We start from the raw sequence: 19,522 nt of genomic DNA, 5'->3' as shown, positions 1-19,522 counted from the left end.
GTGGGCCGCTCGCCTACGACTCACCGTGTAACAGTGTATCAAGCGGACTCAACTGGCCTTGCGCTTCTTTTCCCTTTTGGGGCGGGTCTCCGGCGACTTGGTTGCCAGGGCTTCCCGGGAGTCCTCCGTGGCCGGGGGGAGCGCGGGAGGGGGGGCTGGCGCAGCCGCGCCTTCCGTGGCAGGGGGCTCCAGCGCTGGGGGCTCCGCGGGCAGGGCCGGCAGGCGGATGACGAAGGAGCACCCCTCGGTGGGCCGGCTGTGCACGGAGATGCTGCCCCCGTGGTTCTTGACGATGCGCTGGCAGATGGCCAGGCCCAGGCCCGTGCCCTTCTCCTTGGTGGTGAAGAAGGGCACGAAGATGTGCTCTTGCTGCTCCAACGGGATGCCGGGGCCGGTGTCGGAGACGTGGACCTCGACGTATTCGTGGAGGTTGCCGCGGAACTCGCCGAAGCGATCGTGCTTGACGGTGCCCACGGTGATGCGGCCGGGGGTGGCGCCGATGGCCTGCACGGCGTTCTGCACCAGGTTGATGAGCACCTGCTTGAGCTGCTCGGCGTCCGCGTCCACGCGGGGCACGGTGAGATCCAACTGCACGGCCAGCTCGATCTGCTTGGGCACGTCGTTCTGGATGAGGCGCATGGTGCGCGTCACCACCTCGTTGAGGTCCGTGGGCCCGAAGCTCTGCTTGAGCGGGCGCGCGTAGTCGAGGAACGCCGTCACCACGCCGTTGAGGCGGTTGACCTCCTCGACGATGACGCCCAGGAACTCGCCGTCCTCGCCGGGCAGGCGCTTGGGATCCAGGCACTGCGCGGCGCCCTTGATGGCGCCCAGCGGGTTGCGGATCTCGTGCGCGAGGCCGGCGGCCATCTCGCCCAGGGCGGCCAGGCGATCGCGCTCGCGGATCTTCTCGTAGAGCTTGGAGTTCTCCAGCACCGTGGCCACGCGCTCGGCCACCGAGAGGATGAGGGCGATCTCGTCCGAGGCGTAGGCCTCCGGCACTCGCTCGTCCCACAGGTTCAGGAAGCCGATCACCCGATCATTGCCCACCAGGGGCACGGAGATGCCGGACTTCATCTGCACCAGCGCCGAGCGCGTGTCCTGCAGGCGCTTGATCTCGTCCCGGAAGCGCTTGCCCTCGGTGGCCTGCAGGCGCAGGGCGGCGAGCCGGTGCTCCACGTTCTCCAGCAGCACGGCCTTCTGCCCCGAGGCGGCCGCCAGCAACAGGCCTCGCGCGGCGGCGGTGTCCAGGAAGTTCTCGGGCGGCGGGCCTCGGGAGTCCAGCAGCCGGTAGCCCGGGCGATCCTCGGCCAGCATGTACACGGAGGTATGGGTGACGCGGCCCGTCTCGTGGAGCGCGTCCAGCAGCATGCGCGTGACTTCGGAGATGTCGATGACGGTGGCCATGCGCGCCCGGAGCGCACCCAGCGCGCGCAGCAACTCGAAGCGCTCGCGGAAGAAGATCGCCACCACGCGCTCTTCCACCTTCACCCTCAACGGCTCCATGAGGATGATGATGACGAAGGCAGCCACCACCGTGTTGAAGACGAAGAGGCCAGTGTTCTCCTTCACCCACACGGTGAGCACAGTGAACACTGCCGCCAGGATGACGGCCAACACTGTCTGCGAGGCAATCTTTCCGAACAGCTCGTGCAGGTCCATCAGCCGCAGGCGCAGCAGCGTCTGGGCCAGGAAGAAGAGGTAGAGCGTGGAGAAGATGGACCCCAGCGGAGGCAGGGGGATGTCGTAGCTCCGGCCAATCAGATCCAGCGCCGTCAGCAGGATGGAGGCCCCGGCCCCGATGGCCAGGTACATGAGCCGCAGCCGCTCGATCGGTGACTCGCGGGTGCGCACCTGGTTGAGCAGTAGACTCACCGAGGTGAGCAGGGTGCCGAGCACCCACACCCCGACGGCCAGGCGCGCCCAGCCCGTCTGCGCCAGCGGCGTCACCGCGACTGCCAGGCCGAACACGCTCGACAGCAGGCCCAGCCGCCGGCCGAGCATGTTGGCGCCCTTACTGACGCCGAGGAACTCCAGGAAGAACGAGATGGCGGTGCCAGGTACCAGCGAGGCCAGCAGGATGGTGGCCCCCACCGCGATTCTGGACACCCAGCCCGGCTCGGGGAAGATGGCCGCCAGGAAGAGAGCGAGGTAGTACCCCGCCACCGTAAGGGCGAAGACGGAATACAGCGTCACCCCTCGCGACCTGCCTGGTCGCAGGAGCATCGACAGCCCGAGCGCCAGGCCGAGGAGGGACGCGAGGAGCGCGCTCTGGGTGCGGATGTCCATGTTCGAGCGAACAGTCTAACCTGTGTTCACGTCCGGAAATTTTTAGACTGTCTCCCGTTGTCCTCGGGCGTGCCCGAGCGCATCCACCAGGGCCAGCCGCCCGCCCCCATGAAATCCGCCTTTTCGCTGATTGCCCTCGTCTTTTTCGCCTCCCTGGCCTCCGCTCAGACGGTGGGCTCCGAGCCTACGAGCGCTCCCGAGCCTCGCACGGACGGTGCCCCCACCGAGGCTCAGCTCACGCCGCCTCCGGATGCCGAGAAGGCGCCGCTGCCTCCGGGCTATGTGGAGATCTTCAACCCCGCGTTCCCTCTGCCGGTGGTGGAGGCGCCTCGGAAGGCGGCTCCGGCGAAGATGGAGGTGCAGCTCGGCAAGGCTTATGGGCTGGAGGACCTGGCGCCATACTTCTCCGAGGGTAGGAAGAAGGAGGCCAAGGCCGCCTTCGATCGCGGCTTCTATCTGAAGGTCCGGGAGCTGCTGGAGGGCGAGGGCGACTCGCTGCCGGTGCGCTACCTGCGGGCCCTGAGCGCCGTGCGCGCCGGGGATGACACTCGCGCGGCCGTGGAGATGGCTTCGCTGGCGGACGACTACCCGGCGCTGAGGGATCGGTGCCTCACCCATGCGGGCGTGGCGCTGGAGGATCTCGGCAAATACGACGAGGCGGCCAAGCGGCTCTCGGCGGTGTCCGAGGATTCGAAGCTGTACGTGGACGCGCGCCTGGCGCTGGGCCGGGTGCTGCGCAAGAAGAAGGACTATGACGGCGCCATGGCCGCGCTCTCTCCGCTGGCGAACCGGCCCGCGCCGCTGTTCGGCCGCAACGTGGGCGCCGAGGCCCTCTTGGGCATCGCCGACATCGCTTCCGAGAAGAAGGACAAGGCCCGCGAGCGCGAGGCGCTGTGGCGGTTGTGGTCGCTCTACCCGTTGTCGCCGCTGACGAAGCAGGCGGACCGGCGTCTCAAGGGCATGAAGCCTCCGGTGGACGCCCAGGTGGCCCGCGCCGAGCAGCTCATCGAACTGCACCGCAACAAGCAGGGGCTCACCATTCTGGAGCCGATGCTGGCCACGCTGAAGCTGCCGGAGCCGCTCGCCTGCCGCGCGCACTTCGCCTACGGCAAGGGCCAGCGCAAGGAGCGCAACCACTCCAAGGCCATCGCCACGCTCACCCCGGTGGTGGAGAAGTGCCAGGACGCGGACCTGCTGCCGCGCGCCATGTACGTGCTGGGCTCGTCGCGCTCCATCGTGGACCAGAAGCGCGGAATGGAGACGTACGAGCGGCTCGCCCGTGAGTTCCCGGGCCACTCCTTCGCGGATGACGCGCTCTTCTACGCGGCCGACCTCTATGTGAAGACGGATCGGCCGGAGCTGGCCGCCCAGCGGCTCGAGGAACTGGAGAAGAACTACCCCCAGGGAGACTTCCTGGGCGAGGCGCTCTTCAAGTCCTTCTGGATCGCGCGCACCTCGAAGGCCAAGGACGGCGGGCTGGCAATCCTGGATCTGATCGAGCAGCGCTTCGCCGACGCGGACGAGTCCTATGACGTGGAGCGGGCGCGGTACTGGCGGGCTCGGACGCTGCAGGAGCAGGGCGCTCAGGAGGGCGCGGAGTCCATCTTCGAGAAGCTCGCGCTGGAGCACCCGGCCACCTACTACGGGCTGATGGCGCGCGCGCAGCTGGGCGAGGTGGACAAGGAGCGGCTGGCTCGCATCACCCCGCAGTTGGTGTTCACCGCGGAGTCCGCCAGCCCGTGGCCCCTGCACACCGGGCCTATCATGGAGAAGGATCCGCACTTCCTGGCCGCCGTGGAGCTGTATCGCCTGGGCTTCCCGGAGGCGGTGTCCTCCGAGCTGCTTGCGGTCAACCGCAACGGGTTGCCGGCCGAGCCTTCGCGGCTGATCGTCCACCTGCTGTCCATGGCGGGCGATGAGCGAGCCGCTCATGCGGTGGCTCGAGTGTCGCTGCGCAGGGACCTGAGCGGCCGGATCACCCCGCAGACGCGGCCCGTGTGGGAGATCGCCTATCCGAACGCGTACCGGGATCTGATCGAGAAGCACACCAAGGAGGCCGGGGTGGAGCCGGATCTCCTGCAGGCGCTGATGCGCGAGGAGAGCGCGCTGGACCCGAAGGCCCTGTCCTGGGCGGGTGCGCTGGGGCTCACGCAGCTCATGCCGGCCACGGCGAAGTCGATGGCCGCTCAGCTCAAGATCAAGCGCTTCCGCGTCGAGTCCCTGCTGGAGCCGGACCTCAACATCCGCCTGGGGGCCAACTACCTGGGGCAGCTCGTCAAGCAGTTCGATGGGAACAAGCCGTTCGCGGTGGGCAGCTACAACGCGGGCTCCGGCGCCATCAACCGCTGGCGCTCCGAGCGCAAGGGCATGCCGCTGGATGCGTGGGTGGAGGAAGTGCCGATTGCCGAGACGCGCGGCTACATCAAGCGCGTCCTGCGCTCGTACAACACCTACCAGCTTCTTTACGGGAGGACCGGCAAGCTGCCCGCGGTGAAGTCCGCCGAGCTGCTCCCCACCGCCCGCTGAGGCGCGAGTACCTGGATCAGCTGGTAGGACGGTCGTACCAGTTGCGTCACGGTTCGAACCCGGCTGGCGCCCGGCTCGCGGGTCTCCTAGACTCGGGGACGTGGAGGCACCGTCGAATAGTGGCAACGGCGGAAAGAACGCGCTCCTGCGCGGCTTGCCGTCCATCGAAGAGCTGTTGCACCGGCCGTCGCTGCACTCACGGCTGGCGGGAGTCCCTCGCGCTCGCGCCGTCGCGGCCCTGCGGCTGGCAGTCGATGAAGCCCGAGCCCGGTTGCTGCGCGGAGAGCCGCGCCCCTTTGAGGACTCGGACGTGGATGCAGCCCTGCGCCAGCTGGCCACGCCGAACCTGCGCCCCGTGCTCAACGCCACCGGTGTGGTGCTGCACACCAACCTCGGCCGCGCGCCCCTGGCTCCCGAGGCTGTGGCCCGCGTGGCGGCTGTGGCTCGGGGCTACTCCAACCTCGAGTACGATCTCGACGAGGGCGAACGGGGCAGCCGCTATGCCCCCCTCATCGGCCTGCTCACGGAGCTGACCGGTGCGGAAGACGCCATTGTCGTGAACAACTGCGCGGGCGCGGTGCTGCTGGTGCTCGCGTCGTTGGCCTCGGGGCGCGAGTGCATCATGTCTCGCGGAGAGCTGGTGGAGATCGGCGGAGGCTTCCGCGTGCCGGATGTCATGCGCCAGTCGGGTGCGCGGCTCGTGGAGGTGGGCACCACCAACCGAACTCGCCGCTCGGATTATGAGTCCGCGCTCACTCCGGACACGGGCCTGTTGGTGAAGGTGCATCGCTCCAACTTCGCGCTCGTGGGCTTCACCGAGGACGTGGGCGTAGCGGAGCTGTCCACGCTCGGCCGGGCGCGCGGGGTGCCGGTGTTCCAGGATCTCGGCTCGGGCGCGCTGGTGCCGCTGGAGGGCGAGGGGCTTACCTCCGAGCTCACCGTGCGCATGGCCGTGGAGGCCGGTGCGGACGTGGTGGCTTTCTCCGGCGACAAGCTGCTGGGTGGACCGCAGGCGGGCATCATCGTGGGGCGCAAGGCGCTGCTGGCCCGCATCAAGTCGCACCCGCTCACCCGCGCGCTGCGGGTGGACAAGATGACGGTGGCCGCGCTCGAGGCCACCCTGGAGCTCTACCGGGACGGACGGCTGCAAGCGGTGCCCACGTGGCGCCTGCTCTCCCAGCGACCGGAGGAGCTGCGCACTCGCGCCGAGCGCCTCCAGGAGTTGCTGGCCGCTCGTCAGGTCCAGGTTCGTGTGGCCGCGGTGTCGGGGCAGGTAGGCGGGGGGGCGATGCCGCTGGCCCGATTGCCTTCCTTCGCGTGCATCCTCAAAGTTGGGGAGCCGGATGTATTCCTGGAGCGCCTGCGAGGTGCCGAGGCGCCGGTTATTGGAAGGATAGCGGATGGCGAGGTGGTCCTCGACGTCCGGTGTCTCGCGGAGGAGGAACTCGGACAGGTTGCCGAGGCCGTTGTCGGCACCGCCAGACAGGAAAGCCGCCCATGATCGACAGCGCCGTCCTGGTCCTCAACCGGAACTACCAACCGGTCCATGTCACCTCGGTGAAGCGAGCCTTCTCGCTGCTGTACCAAGGCGTGGCCAAGGCCATCGATGCTCAGTACCGGCTCTACGAGTTCGATGACTGGGCCGCCCTGAGCGCCACGCAGGACTGCATCACCACGGTGAACCGCTCCATTCGCGTGCCGCGCGTGTTGGTGCTCTCCGCGTACGAGTACCTGCCCAAGGGTCGGGTTCGCTTCTCGCGCCTCAACATCTACGCGCGCGACCATGACACCTGCCAGTACTGCGGGCGAACGTTGCCACGCTCGGAGTTGAACCTGGATCACGTGCTGCCCCGCTGTGACGGCGGCAAGACGACGTGGGAGAACGTCGTGTGTTCCTGTGTGCCCTGCAACCTGAAGAAGGGCGGGCGCACTCCGGAGCAGGCGGGCATGAAGCTGCTGCGCAAGCCCTTCCGGCCCCGGTGGACCCCGCTGTTCCGCGGCGCCATCCGGCGTATCACGTACCGTGAGTGGCTTCCGTTCCTGCGAGTCGAAGACGCCTCGTACTGGAACGTGGAACTGTTGGACGAGTAGCTCCGCTTCTCTGCCTTTCGTGTCCCAGCATCCGGTGTGGCCGATGCTGGCTTGATGGAGTCCCCCAGGCGCACGCGCAAAGGGGAGACACGTGAGACAGAGCAATGGTTTGTTGATGCTGAGTGCGCTCGCGTTGGCCATCAGCATCGTGGGCTGTGACTGCGGCGGAGACAATCCGCCCGACGAGACGCCCGACGCGGGCCCTGGAAATGATGGAGGCGTGCTCCCCGTTCCTGATGGCGGGCCGGGCTCGTCGTGCCTCCAGGAGGGTGCCACGTGCAGCCGCACCTCGGGCAACCAGTGCTGTACCGGCGTGTGCGGGGACGACGGGCTCTGTCCCCCTCCCAATATTCTGTGCCGCAGCGCGGGCGAGGCCTGCACGACGAGCGGCGACTGCTGCACCAACATCTGTGACAACGGCACGTGCGCTGCCAACCTGTGCCGCGACGTGGGCCAGGCCTGCACCGGTGCCGAGCAGTGCTGCACGAAGACGTGCACCAACGGTGCGTGTGCCGACATCCCGGGCAGCGCCTCGCAGTGCAAGGTGCTGGGCCAGGCGTGTGGCTCGCCCGCGGACTGCTGCTCCAGCAACTGCCAGGGAGGGCTCTGTACCCGCTCCTATAGCTGCAAGGCCTACGGCGACGTGTGCCAGACCGACGCGGAGTGCTGCGGCAATGCGTGCTCAGCGCCGCCCGGAGGCGTGGGCCGCTGCGAATTCATCACTGGCGGTGGTGGCGGCGGCTGCCGGCAGGACGGCAACCCGTGCTCGGATGGCTCCACGTGCTGCTCACGCACCTGCGTGGACCTGGGCTACGGCGCCAAGGTCTGCCAGCCCGTGGGCGGGTGCAAGCTCACCGGCAACTTCTGCTCCGGTAACAACGACTGCTGTGGCGGTGGAACCAACCCCAACGGCTCGGTGATGTGCGCGGGCGGCCGCTGCGACAACGGCAGCGCGTGCAACGGCGTGGGCAACATCTGCGGCTCGGGCAAACTGCCCGACGGCGGCACCACGGACATCAACGCCTCGCAGAACTGCTGCGACGGCAAGAAGAGTGTCTGCAAGGTGGACTCCTCGGGAGTGCCGCGCTGCTTCGGCGGCGGCAACATCTCCGGCTGCTCGACGGGTTACACAGGGACTCCGCCATGCTGCATCCAGGATGCCCAGACGTGCCAGTTCTCCGATCAGTGCTGCAACGGCGCCCTGTGCCTGCCCAATGGAAGCGGAGCACTCACGTGCCAGCGCCCGACGTGCTCTCCACTGGGTTCCACCTGCAGCCCGAACGCCGATGGAGGCTCGGCGTGCTGCGCGGGCACGAGCTGCCTGCCGGTGGACGAGCTCAACTTCGCCTGCCGGCAGCCCCAGCCGCCGGCCGGTGGCATGGATGGCGGTACGGGTGGCACGGATGGCGGCGCGGACGCCGGTCCTATGTGCAGGGCCAACGAGACATCCTGTAGCGCTCCGTCGCAGTGCTGCTCGGGGATCTGCACCGGTGGTCTGTGCAAACCGCCTGCGCTGTGTCAGCCCCAGAGCGGGGCCTGCACTTCCGGCTCGGACTGCTGCCAGGGCCTGCGCTGCGAGGTGCCCAACGGGGCGACCACGGGCACCTGCCAGCCCGGCGCCACCTGCTCGGCCAGCGGCCAGGCGTGCTCGTCCTCCACGGGGTGCTGCTCGGGGCTGACATGCCAGGGGGCCAACTCGGGCGACACCTGTAACGGCACGGAGCCGTGTGTCTGCACGGTGATCTTCCTCTAATGGCCAGGGAGTCGACGCGGAGGGCAGGACGGGTTTTGATGCGGGCGCCTTGAAGCCCGCTCCTTCCACCACCGCGTCGACCACCCCTGTTCCTACGCCGAGCGCCGGTCCTCCCGGGCTCTCCAAGCGCGCCCGCCCGCGCCGAGTCATCGCCGTGGGCGGCGGCAAGGGAGGTATTGGAAAGACCCTCGTTTCGGTCAACCTGGGTGTGGCCCTGGCGCAGGCGGGCATGCGCGTGCTGCTGGTGGACGCGGACCTGGGCGGTGCCAACCTGCACACCTGTCTCGGGATAGGGCAGCCGAGTGCCACGCTCTCGGACTTCGTCCGCAGCAACAAGGTGCCCATCGAGAACATCATCATCCCCACGGGCGTGCCGCAGCTATCGCTGATCGCCGGCGCGCAGGACGTGCTGGACGCGGCCAACATCAAATACGCCCAGAAGCAGAAGCTGCTGCGCTCGCTCCTGGCGCAGCCGGTGGACTACCTGCTGCTGGATCTGGGCGCGGGGACCAGCTTCAACACCCTGGATTTCTTCCTGGTGGCCGATCACGGCGTGCTCGTGGTGCTGCCCGAACCCACGGCGGTGGAGAACGCCTACCGCTTCGTCAAGGCGGCCTTCTTCCGCCGGCTGCAGCAGGTGGAGGCCCAGTACGGGATCGAGGATCTCGTGGAGAGCGCCCTCACCACGCGCGAGGGAGCGCTGCGCACGCCCCATGACTTCATCGCCCAGGTGCGCCAGCACGATCCGGCCGCCGGAGCCCGACTGGAGCGGGATCTCCAGTCCTTCCGCATCCGACTGGTGGTGAACCAGGCTCGCACCGACGCCGACATGAGCGTGGGCAACGCGGTGGTGTCCGCGTGGAAGAAGTTCTTCGGCCTGGAGATGGATGATCTGGGGGCCATCCGCTACGACGACGAGGCGTGGCGAGCGGTGCGCAAGCGGCGGCCCATCCTCCTGGAGAAGCCTGATTCGCCCGCTGCCCTGGGACTCCAGCGCATCGCCGGACGTATCCTGACCCTCGACGGTAACGCCAGCGGCGGTTCCTCCACACCATGAAGCCCTTCGAGCAGCAGACCTATTACGAGCTCCTCGAGATCCCCGTCACCGCGCCGGAGACAGAGATCCGGGCAGCCTATGAACGCGCCATCGAGACGTACTCGCCCGACTCCGTGGTGGTGTACACACTGGTGGACCCGGGACAGATCGACGCGCTGAGGGCCCGCCTCACCGAGGCGATGGAGATCCTCACCGAGCCGGATCTTCGCGCCGAGTACGATCGCATGATCGGGGTGAGCAGCGGCGCTTCGAGTGCCGTGGTGACCCTGGCTCCCGCATTGGCGGCAGCGGCCCAGTCCAGCCCGTCCCAGGAGTCTTCCGCACCCAAGACCGCAGCCACGGCGCCTCCAAGCGCTCCGGCCGCGGTTCCCGCGCCTGCCTCCACCGCGCCTACCTCCAGCGCGGAGCTCTCGGTTTCGTCGGCCACGGCGGCTTCGGTGCCGGCTCCAGAGCCTCGGAGTGCAGAGGCTTCGGCTCCGGCTGCCGCTCCTCCAGTGGCCGCTGCCGCCGCGGAAGCACCGGCACCTTCGGCTGCTCCGCCTTCAACAGCTTCCCCACCGGTGGCCGCTTCCACCGCAGCGCCAGCCGAGCCTCCCTCCACGCCGGCCGCGAAGGCCCCCGAGGCGGAGACTCCTGTCGCAGCGCCGGCGGGCACGCCTGTGCCTCCTGGACAGATCGTCGTGCCGAGTGGGGTGACGCCGGACCAGATCCACGCGGCCTTCCGCAGCTACGCCATCTCGTATGTCCCGGTCCTGGTCCCCGCGCCGACGCTGACCGCGGGCACCGCGTTCCTCTCTCCGTTCGCCTCTCAGCCGCAGCCAGAGACGCCCCCATCCGCGGCAGCTCCTTCCTCGGCGCCGGCTCCGGAGGCCTCCGTCGCTCAGCCGCAGCCGCCTCCTTCCGAGCCGACAGCGCCTCCTCGAAGCACAGCGAGCCCCGCGCCCGCGACAGGAACCCCTGCCGAGTCGGCTCCTGCTCCCGCGACACCCGTCGCTGAAGCCGCGGAGACACCTCGCGCCGCTCCTGCTCAGGCCGCCGCGGAACCCGTGCGCTCCCCGGAGCCTGCGCCAGCGCCAACCTCCATCGAGCCTTCCAAGCCCGCGGTCGTCCATCACGAGGAGGAAGAGGTCTCCGGCATGCGCGCGCCCATGCCGACGCGCGAGGAACTCCGGGCCGCCGCCACGAAGGTGGAGACTCCGCCCGCTTCACCTTCCGGGCGCACGACAAGGCCTTCCATCACACCGCCTCCACTGCCTCCTGGAGGCCGTCGCGCCACCCGGCCGACGCCCGTACCCGCCCACGCCCCAGCAGGAGAAGCAGGGAAGGGGAACCCCCGCTCCGGGGTTGCCGCGGGCATGAGCCTCGAGGAAGCCCAGCAGATCGCCCAGGAGTCCGCCATCGCCACGGCGGAGGCCGCGCTCGCCCAGGTCGCGGCGAAGGCGCGCGAGCCACGGCCCAAGCCCGTGGAGCTGCCTCCCAACACCGAGTTCAACGGAGAGCTGCTGCGCCGTGTCCGCGAGAGCCGCAACCTCTCACTGCCCCAACTGGCCGAGCGCACGCGCATCTCCACCAAGCACCTGGAGAACGTCGAGGCGGACCGCTACACCGCGCTCCCGGCCACGGTGTACCTGCGCGGCATCCTCATGAGCATCGCGCGCGAGCTGGGCCTGGATCCCCTCAGAGTGTCGAGGAGTTATCTGGCCTTGGCCGCGGACCCGAAGAAGAAGTGAGCTACCTACATCGCGGGGCAGGTATGACGTGGAAGGAATGTTGACTCCCCGCATTGCGGTGCATATGAAAGAAGTGCAATGACAGAAGAAGAAAAGGTCAAAGCGATGCGGCTCGCCCGCGCGATTGCCTCGGATATCTCGCTCTACAACGAGCAGAAGATCATCAAGGGCATCGAGCAGGACAACCTCTTCGAGATCCTCAAGGAGGAGCTGGACGAGGGGCGCGAGCTCTACAAGAGCCGCGTGAGTTCCGAGATCTTCACTCGGACGAACTTCTTCGAGCGGGCCATCAACGACATCGTGTTGCGCTCGAAGGCGCACGTGAAGTCGAAGATTTGGTAGCCGCCGAAGCGCGCCAGCACCAGGCTCCGCCCGAGGCTCGAGGCGAACGGCTGGATCAACACCTGGCGCGCGCGTTTCCCGATCTCACCCGTTCCCGGATCCAGGGGCTGATCGAAGCTGGCCATGTGCTGGCCGACGGTCGGCCCGTGAAGGCGTCGCTGCGCTTGCGGGGAGGGGAGTCGCTGGAGCTTCGAATCCCCGCGCCCGTGGCGGCCGTCCCGGTGGCCGAAGAGCTGCCGCTGGAGGTGCTGCACGAGGATCGGGATCTCGTCGTCGTGAACAAGGCGGCGGGGATGGTGGTGCACCCGGGAGCGGGGCACGCGTCCGGGACTCTGGTGAACGCGCTGCTGCACCGGGTGAAGGATCTGGCCGGAGTGGGCGGCGAGCTGCGGCCCGGGATCGTCCACCGGTTGGACAAGGACACCACGGGGTGCCTCGTCGTGGCGAAGAACGAGCGAGCGCTCGTGGCGCTGCAGAAGGCGTTCAAGACTCGGGCGGTGGAGAAGACCTACCTGGCGTTGGTGCACGGGCACCCGAAGCCCGAGGGCCGCATCGAGACGCTGTACGGGCGGCACCCGGTGCACCGGCAGAAGTTCACGGGGAAGGTGAAGGAGGGCAAGCCCGCCATCACCGTGTTCCGGACGCGCGAGCTCTTCGAGGGCGGGGCGCTGGTGGAGGTAGATCTGCTGACGGGCCGGACGCACCAGATTCGCGTGCACCTGGCCGAGTCCGGCCACCCACTACTGTGCGACGCGCTCTACGGCTCGGGACGCAAGGCGAAGGGCAGGGTGGCCGAGGCGCAGGAGTCGCTCGGTCGTCAGGCGCTGCACGCGTGGCGGCTGGCGTTCTCCCACCCCAAGACGGGCAAGGCGCTGAAGCTGGAGGCGCCCCTGCCCGCTGACTTCGAGTCCGCCCTGGCGCTCCTGCGAGACGCCTGAGCGAGATCAGATCTGCGACAAGCCGCCGTCGGCGAACAGCTCCGCGCCGGTGACGAAGCTGCTGTCGTCCGAGGCGAGGAACGAGACGACCTTGGCGATCTCGTCCGGTTGGCCCAGCCGGCCCAGCGGGATGGCGGACGGCAGGTACGACTTGAACTGCGACTTCTCCTCGGGGTTCCTGCCCAGGCTGGAGAGTCCCGGAGTGTCGATGGGGCCCGGGCTGATGACGTTGACGCGGATCTTCCGCGGCTTCAGTTCGAGGATCCAGGAGCGCGCGAAGGAGCGCACCGCGGCCTTGGTGGCGGCGTACACGCTGAGCACGTCGCTGCCCTTGATGGAGACGTTCGAGCCATTGAGGATGATCGAGCCGCCCTCGCGCAGCAGGGGCAGCGCCTTCTGCACCGTGAACAGGACACCCTTCACGTTGGTGTCGAAGGTCGTGTCGAAGTGCTCCTCGGTGACGTCGACGAGCGGGCGGAACTCTCCGGTCCCCGCGTTCGCGAAGAGGATGTCGATGTGGTCGGCCTCCCGCTTCACCGTGGCGAAGAGGCGGTCCAGATCCGCCAGCTTGGACACATCCGCCTGCACGGCGGTGACGTTCTTGCCGATCTTCTTCACCGCCGCGTCGAGTTCCGCCTGCCGCCGGCCGGTGATGAACACCTTGGCTCCCTCATTGGCCAGCCGCTGCGCCGTGGCGAAGCCAATGCCCGAGTTACCTCCCGTGACGACCGCTACCTTGCCCTGATGCTTGCTCATGACCCTGGTCCTTTGTCTATTGATGACGACCAACATCGTTGGTTTCGGTGCTTTAATGATGAACGTCATTTAAATTGTCAAGAGAACCGGCCGAGGGCCGAGGGCAGGAGGAGCGCGCGATGAAACTCACCAAGGAGCAGGCCGCCCAGAACCGGCGGGACATCCTCGAAGCGGCGGGCCGGCTCTTCCGGGAGCGGGGGTTCGATGGGGTAGGTGTCGCGGACCTGATGAAGGAGGCGGGCTTCACCCACGGGGGCTTCTACAACCACTTCCCCTCCAAGCAGGCGCTCGCGGCGGAGATGTGCTCAGGAGCCTTCGAGCGCTCCAACTCCAAGCTGGCGAGCGATCTCGAGCAGGCGCCGGACCGGGCGCTGAAGGAATTCCTGGAGCACTACCTCTCGCTCGAGCACCGGGACGACCCAGCCAAGGGCTGTACCCTGGCCGCGCTGGCGGCCGATACCGGGCGGCAGCCTGAGGAGGTCCAGGAGAGCTTCGCCAAGGGCGTGGGGGAGGTCTTCGGGCTCATTGCCGCTCACCTGGCCAAGGCCGCGCCAGACAAGCGCAAGGCGGGGGAGGGCGTCCCCCGCGAGCGAGCCATCCAGATGATGAGCGAGGTGGTGGGGGCGGTGATCCTGGCGCGAGCGGTGGCGGCGGCCGACCCCGAGCTCTCGGCGGAGATCCTGGAGGCGAACCGGCGCAGACTGACCGGATGAACAGGTAGCAGGCCTGCTTGCTGATACGCCCCGTATCGCCAAACCAACGCGACGTGTCATCATGTTCTCCACAGCAGCGAGGTGGAGGAACTTGATGAGAAGGATGCTCGTATCGGGGCTGTTCGACGACTATGCCGTCGCGTCCGGTACCTTTGACGAGTTGTTCGAGTCCAGCGGGACCGCCCGTTCCCACTTCCTTCGCATGGCGGCCCTGCTCGCGGGCCGCACCCCCGAGGAGTTCGCCCGCATCCAAGCACTGGCGGAGCGGGCGCTGCTGAACCAAGGCGTCACCTTCTCTGTTTACTCAGACTCTCGCGGTACCGAGAAGATCTTCCCCTTCTGCCTCATCCCCCGCGTCGTCTCGAGCGCGGACTGGACGCACCTGGAGCGCGGGTTGGAGCAGCGCACGCGCGCGCTGGGGCTCTTCCTGGATGACGTCTACGGCGATCAGCGCATCCTGGCGGAGAAGCCGGAGCTGCGAGAGATCGTGCTCGGCACGAAGCTGTATCTGCCGCAGCTGCGCCACGTGCGCCCGCCGGGTGGTGTGCGCATCCACGTGGGCGGCATCGATCTCATCCGGGACGAGCGCGGCATCTTCCGGGTGCTTGAGGACAACCTGCGCACTCCCTCGGGCGTCTCGTACGTGATGGAGAACCGCATCATCTCCAAGCGGGTGATGCCCGAGATCTTCGAGCAGGGCCGGATCCGCCAGGTGGACCATTACCCTGCGCGCCTGGCTGAGACCCTGCGCGCCTGCTCGCCCGAGGCGCCGGAGCAATCCACTCTCGTCGTGCTCACGCCGGGCCCGTACAACTCGGCCTACTTCGAGCACTCGTTTCTGGCGCGCACCATGGGCGTGGAACTCGTGCAGCCGGCCGACCTCTTCGTGGACCAGGACAAGGTCTTCGTCCGCACCACGCGCGGGCCTCGCCGCGTGCACGTCATCTATCGGCGCATCGATGACGACTTCCTGGATCCGGAGGCCTTCCGCCCGGACAGCCTGCTGGGCGTGCGCGGGCTGATGCGCGCGTATGCGGCGGGCAACGTGGCGCTGGCCAACGCTCCGGGCAACGGCGTGGCGGACGACAAGGCCGTCTACGCCTTCGTGCCGGACATGATCCGCTTCTACCTCTCCGAGGAGCCCATCCTGGAGCAGGTGCCGACCTACGTCTGCAATCGAGCGGAGGATCGCTCCTACGTGCTGGATCACCTGGAGCAATTGGTGGTGAAGGCGGTGGACGAGGCGGGCGGCTACGGCATGCTGATGGGCCCTCAGTCCACGGCGGAGGCCCGCGAGGAGTTCCGCACGCGTATCCTGGCGTCGCCTCGGAAGTACGTGGCGCAGCACCGCGTGGAGTTGTCGACCTGCCCCACGTGGGATGCGTCGAAGAGCAAGGTGGCCCCGCGCCGCGTGGATCTGCGGCCCTACATCCTCACCGGTCCACAGGGCCCCTGGGTACTGCCCGGGGGCTTGAGTCGGGTGGCTTTGCGCGAGGGCTCGTACGTCGTCAACTCGAGCCAGGGAGGTGGCTCGAAGGACACCTGGGTGCAGCGGGAGGTCGCATGATCGCGAGAGTGGCGGAGCTCTGTTTCTGGCTCGGGCGCTACCTGGAGCGGGCGGAGAGCACGGCCCGGGTGCTCCAGGTGACGGGGACGCTGGCCCTGGATGCGGGATTGCCTCCGGATCAGTGTTGGCGGCCGGTGTTGGCCGTTTTCGGAGAGCTCACCCGCTTCTCCGAGCAGGTGCACTCAGCCGACGAGGACGAGGGCGAGCGGGTCCAGCGCTTCATGTCCTGGGGCGAGGACAACTTCTCCAGCATCCAGGCCTCGGTGGCGGCGGCCCGTGAGAACGCGCGCGCCATCCGCGAGGTGGTGAGCATCGAGTGCTGGGAGGCCATCAACGAGCTGTACCTGTGGATGCGCAGCGACGAGGCGAAGGAGGAGTACTTGCGCCACCGCTACGGCTTCTACCGGTCCATTCGCCGCTCGGTGCAACTGGTGCTGGGCCTGTTTCGCAGCACCATGCTGCATGACGCGCCGCTGGACTTCATCTGGCTGGGCGTACTGCTGGAGCGAGTGGGGCAGACGGCGCGTGTGCTGGACGTGCACCACCATGCCTTCTCTCAGTTGCCGAACGGGCACCAGGTGGTGGAGACGTCGCTCTGGCTGTCGCTGCTGAGGGCGTGCTCGGGCTTCGAGCCCTTCATGAAGCGCAACCAGGGCCGCGTCACGGGCACGGCGGTGGCGTCGTTCCTGCTCTTCGAGCGGGAGTTCCCGCGCTCGCTCGCGTACTGCCTGAAGTCGGCGCACCGCTACCTGGTGGAGTTCCACCCTCCAGGGACGCAGGGGCTGCCTGGGGCGGAGACGGTGGCTCACAGCGCGCGGCTGCTGGAGAAGCTGCAACCGGCGGCGCTCACGGCTCCGGGCGCCACCGTGCACGAGTTGCTCACGCAGGTGGTCGAGGAGACGGGGACGCTGTGCAACCTGATGGCTGCGGAGTTCTTCGGGGCCGCGAGAGCACTGGGCTCGCAGTCACAGGCCCAGTAGAGTTCCGCGTCCATGCCGAACCTGCTTGCGATGTCGTTCGAGGGAGAGCTCGCGCCCAGTCTGGATCTGCGGTGCCTGGCTCCCGGTCATAAGCCCCCCGACGGTTGGGGGGTGGCCTACTACCCGGGCAGCGGTCCCTCCGCGGCAGTGCTCAAGGAGCCTCGGCCTCCTCCGGGAGGCAGCATCCGCAGCGAGCTCATGAAGGCCTGGGAGCACCTCGAGTCCTCGCTGCTCCTGCTGCACATCCGCACCGCGAGTTGGGGCGCCATCACGGACGCCAACACCCAGCCCTTCTGCCGCAGCTTTGGCGGCCGGGATTGGCTGTTCGGACACAGTGGCACGCTGCGTCAGGCCGCGAAGATCCCCGCGGAGCCGGCGTTCATGCCGGTGGGCTCCAGCGATTCGGAGGGCGTGTTCTGCGCGCTGCTGGGCTGGGTGCAGTCCAACGGTTGGAAGCGGCTGGGAGACATCGATCTGGAGCGGCTGCGCGCCTGGTTGGCGGAGATGAACGACCAGGGGCCGCTCACGGTGGTCTTCACGGATGGGCTTGATCTCTGCGTCTACGCGGACCGAGAGAAGGAGAAGGAAGCCTGGCTGTGGCGGGTGGCGCCTCCCTACGATCGGCTGATCATCGGCGATGAAGACGTGGAGGTGGACTTCACGAAGCGGGGCGCCAAGAGCCGCAAGGGCGTCATCTTCAGCACGCAGCCCATCGAGTCTCGCACGGCGGAGATGAAGGCGAACTGGAAGGCGGTTCCGCCGGGTGCGCTGGTGGTGGTGAGGCAGGGGGCCGTCCGCGCGGAGGTGCTGCCTCCCGAGTTGAGGCGTGAGCCGGGGCAGGACCCCAGTGGCACGGCGGAGGAGCTGGCGGCTCGGAGCCGTTTGAGCCGGCCTCCCGTGGCTCCGGTGCGGGTGATGGAGGTGAGGCACCGTACGGTCTACCGCTACGAGCGGCCCGTGGAGCGGAGTTCTCACGTGCTGCGGCTGACGCCGGTGCACGATCGGTTGCAGACGCTGCTCTCGCATGAGCTGCGGATGTCTCCGGGGGTGATGCAGGAGGAGTACGAGGACATCTTCGGCAACTATGTGCGCAAGGCGCTCATCGACACGCCTTACACGGAACTGGTGATCGAGGCGCGCTCGCGGGTGGAGCTGCGCGACACGGATCCGCTGGGCCACCGCACGCCGCATATCCGCACGACGTTCCCGGTGCTGTGGATGCCGTCGCAGCAGGTGATGCTTCAACCGTTCCTCCCGCCGCCGCCGTTGCCGGACAGCGAGCTGGAGGAGTTGCTCGAGTACGCGATGAGCTTCGCGCGCCGCAACGATTTCGATCTGCTCGATACGTTGCTGGATCTGAACTACAGCATCTTCAAGGAGTACCGGTACACGCAGGGTGTGACGCACGTGAACACGTCGCCGTTCGAGGTGTACTCGATGCGGCGCGGCGTGTGTCAGGACTTCACGAACCTGTTCATGTGCCTGGCGCGGCTGCTGGGGCTGCCGGCGCGCTACACGTGCGGCTACATTTGGACAGGCCCCAAGCACGCAAACACGGCGCAGGCCGAGGCCTCGCATGCGTGGGCGCAGGTGTACCTGCCGGACCGGGGGTGGAAGGGGTTCGATCCGACCAACGGCGTGCTGACACAGACGAGCCACGTGCGGGTCGCTACGGGGCGGACGCATCGGGACGCCACGCCCACCTCGGGCACCATCTACGTGGGTGGCAGCATCGAGCGGCTCGAGGCCACGGTGGTCTGCGAGCCCGTGGAGTAGCCGCGAGTTCGCTGTCATAAGTGGCGCTCCAGGGAACGGCGACTCTCATGCAACCAGGTGGGCGCTTACGAGTCTCCAGGGGATGGTTGATGCTCCTGGTCGCGTGGGCCCTGAATGGCTGTGCATCAGGGGCGCGAGCCAGGATTGGATGGGCTGACGCGCTTCTGCAAGACGAGTATTGCGCTAGGAATCCTTCGGCCTGCGAGCCGTTGCGAGACTTCTGCGAACTGCACCCTGAACGGTGTTTCGAGCCGATGCCGCTTCGTGAAGAGGTGCCTGATGAACGGCAGGCAGGACCGCCTCCGAACCTGAGCAGATGTCTGGATGGCTGTGCTGCGGGAGGTGAGGTGCTGCGGAACTTCTGTCGCTCGATCAAGGACCCCAAACTCAAGGCTGGTTGCTGGGGACTCGAGTTCGTGGGGGAGACGGCATGCCGGGGTTGGTGCTTCTGGCACTACGGGAAGTAGTCGTGAGGGAGGAGGCACTCAATGGTTGCTGCTCGTGGAGCCATCATTGCTGAGAGGGTCCTGACCGTTGTTGGGAGCAAGGCACGGGTTCACGTGCGCATTGGGAAGCCCAAGAAGGATCGCTCCAGTGGGGACTACACTTGTCTCTTCAGCATTGAAGGACTGGGGGAGCCCTTGGTGCAGCAATCCTGGGGAATCGACGCGATACAGGCATTGCAGTTGGCCATGCAGGGGATCAGAAAGGCCTTGTTGCCTCATGTGAAGCGCCTGCGGTGGGGTGGGAGCGAAGCGGGCGGGCTGGGGTTCCCGATGGCCATTCCCGAGAGCTTTGGAGTGAAGTTCTCCCGGCGGGTTGAGCGCATGGTGCAACTCGAGACGGATCGTTTCGGCCGGGCCTTGGAGCGTGCAGGCCGCCACTCCAAGCCTCGAGTGCCTTCGAAGAGGTAGCGAGCGCTCCAAGGTGGTGCACCCCGCGCCACTCTGGAGCAACCGAGGGATCCATTCTGGACGGGAATTCCTCCGATTTCGCACGCTTCCCGT

General features: G+C 67.7%; 15 protein-coding genes. 13 read left to right on the top strand and 2 right to left on the bottom strand.

Going from position 1 to position 19,522, the window contains the following annotated elements; all coding sequences use genetic code 11:
- Positions 1-48: 48 nt before the first annotated feature.
- Entirely contained in the window at positions 49-2,286 is a 2,238-nt protein-coding gene (locus KY501_RS28880) for a sensor histidine kinase (protein WP_224366695.1), read from the bottom strand.
- A 108-nt stretch (positions 2,287-2,394) separates the two neighbouring features.
- Here KY501_RS28880 and KY501_RS28875 point away from each other — a divergent pair, with 108 nt between their 5' ends.
- The 8 genes from KY501_RS28875 to KY501_RS28840 all read left to right on the top strand — a co-directional run bounded on the left by KY501_RS28875 (position 2,395) and on the right by KY501_RS28840 (position 12,723).
- Complete coding sequence (locus KY501_RS28875) at positions 2,395-4,812, top strand: transglycosylase SLT domain-containing protein (RefSeq protein WP_224366694.1); 2,418 nt, start codon at positions 2,395-2,397, stop codon at positions 4,810-4,812.
- Between the two features lie 100 nt (positions 4,813-4,912).
- Positions 4,913-6,313 carry an L-seryl-tRNA(Sec) selenium transferase gene (gene selA / locus KY501_RS28870; protein ID WP_224366693.1) on the top strand — a complete coding sequence of 467 codons (1,401 nt, stop codon included), beginning with the start codon at positions 4,913-4,915 and terminating at the stop codon, positions 6,311-6,313.
- Positions 6,310-6,903 carry an HNH endonuclease gene (locus tag KY501_RS28865; protein WP_224366692.1) on the top strand — a complete coding sequence of 198 codons (594 nt, stop codon included), beginning with the start codon at positions 6,310-6,312 and terminating at the stop codon, positions 6,901-6,903. The genes selA and KY501_RS28865 overlap by 4 nt, the downstream gene beginning before the upstream one ends.
- A 91-nt stretch (positions 6,904-6,994) precedes the next feature.
- Positions 6,995-8,656: a hypothetical protein gene (locus KY501_RS28860; protein WP_224366691.1), complete on the top strand. Its 1,662-nt coding sequence runs from the start codon at positions 6,995-6,997 to the stop codon at positions 8,654-8,656.
- A gap of 49 nt (positions 8,657-8,705) precedes the next feature.
- Complete coding sequence (locus tag KY501_RS28855) at positions 8,706-9,713, top strand: P-loop NTPase (protein ID WP_224366690.1); 1,008 nt, start codon at positions 8,706-8,708, stop codon at positions 9,711-9,713.
- Positions 9,710-11,443 carry a helix-turn-helix domain-containing protein gene (locus KY501_RS28850; protein WP_224366689.1) on the top strand — a complete coding sequence of 578 codons (1,734 nt, stop codon included), beginning with the start codon at positions 9,710-9,712 and terminating at the stop codon, positions 11,441-11,443. Before KY501_RS28855 ends, KY501_RS28850 begins: the two co-directional genes overlap by 4 nt.
- A 78-nt stretch (positions 11,444-11,521) precedes the next feature.
- Positions 11,522-11,785 (top strand): hypothetical protein, encoded by a 264-nt coding sequence (locus tag KY501_RS28845; RefSeq protein ID WP_224366688.1) that lies wholly within the window; start codon positions 11,522-11,524, stop codon positions 11,783-11,785.
- On the top strand, positions 11,779-12,723 hold the full coding sequence (locus KY501_RS28840; protein ID WP_224366687.1) for an RluA family pseudouridine synthase: 945 nt from the start codon (positions 11,779-11,781) through the stop codon (positions 12,721-12,723). Before KY501_RS28845 ends, KY501_RS28840 begins: the two co-directional genes overlap by 7 nt.
- Before the next feature lie 6 nt (positions 12,724-12,729).
- On the opposite strand, the gene KY501_RS28835 is transcribed toward KY501_RS28840, so the two are convergent.
- The gene (locus tag KY501_RS28835) at positions 12,730-13,479 is read right to left on the bottom strand and encodes an SDR family NAD(P)-dependent oxidoreductase (protein ID WP_224366686.1); all 750 of its coding nucleotides are present in this window, start codon (positions 13,477-13,479) and stop codon (positions 12,730-12,732) included.
- Positions 13,480-13,598: 119 nt separating this feature from the next.
- Between KY501_RS28835 and KY501_RS28830 the strand changes: the two genes are divergently transcribed.
- The 5 genes from KY501_RS28830 to KY501_RS54340 all read left to right on the top strand — a co-directional run bounded on the left by KY501_RS28830 (position 13,599) and on the right by KY501_RS54340 (position 19,429).
- Positions 13,599-14,192, top strand: coding sequence for a TetR/AcrR family transcriptional regulator (locus tag KY501_RS28830; protein WP_224366685.1), 594 nt, complete (start codon positions 13,599-13,601; stop codon positions 14,190-14,192).
- A 94-nt stretch (positions 14,193-14,286) separates the two neighbouring features.
- On the top strand, positions 14,287-15,759 hold the full coding sequence (locus KY501_RS28825) for a circularly permuted type 2 ATP-grasp protein (RefSeq protein WP_224366684.1): 1,473 nt from the start codon (positions 14,287-14,289) through the stop codon (positions 15,757-15,759).
- Positions 15,756-16,739, top strand: a complete 984-nt coding sequence (locus tag KY501_RS28820) for an alpha-E domain-containing protein (protein WP_224366683.1) — start codon at positions 15,756-15,758, stop codon at positions 16,737-16,739. Before KY501_RS28825 ends, KY501_RS28820 begins: the two co-directional genes overlap by 4 nt.
- Before the next feature lie 12 nt (positions 16,740-16,751).
- Positions 16,752-18,515 (top strand): class II glutamine amidotransferase, encoded by a 1,764-nt coding sequence (locus tag KY501_RS28815; RefSeq protein WP_224366682.1) that lies wholly within the window; start codon positions 16,752-16,754, stop codon positions 18,513-18,515.
- 488 nt (positions 18,516-19,003) lie between these two features.
- Positions 19,004-19,429 carry a DUF6968 family protein gene (locus tag KY501_RS54340; RefSeq protein WP_373691650.1) on the top strand — a complete coding sequence of 142 codons (426 nt, stop codon included), beginning with the start codon at positions 19,004-19,006 and terminating at the stop codon, positions 19,427-19,429.
- Positions 19,430-19,522 lie beyond the last annotated feature (93 nt).

The organism is Hyalangium versicolor, assembly GCF_020103695.1.
GTDB classification, from domain to species: domain Bacteria; phylum Myxococcota; class Myxococcia; order Myxococcales; family Myxococcaceae; genus Hyalangium; species Hyalangium versicolor.
The sequence above is the reverse complement of the archived record's forward strand: the minus strand, read 5'-3'. Positions and strand labels throughout refer to the sequence as shown.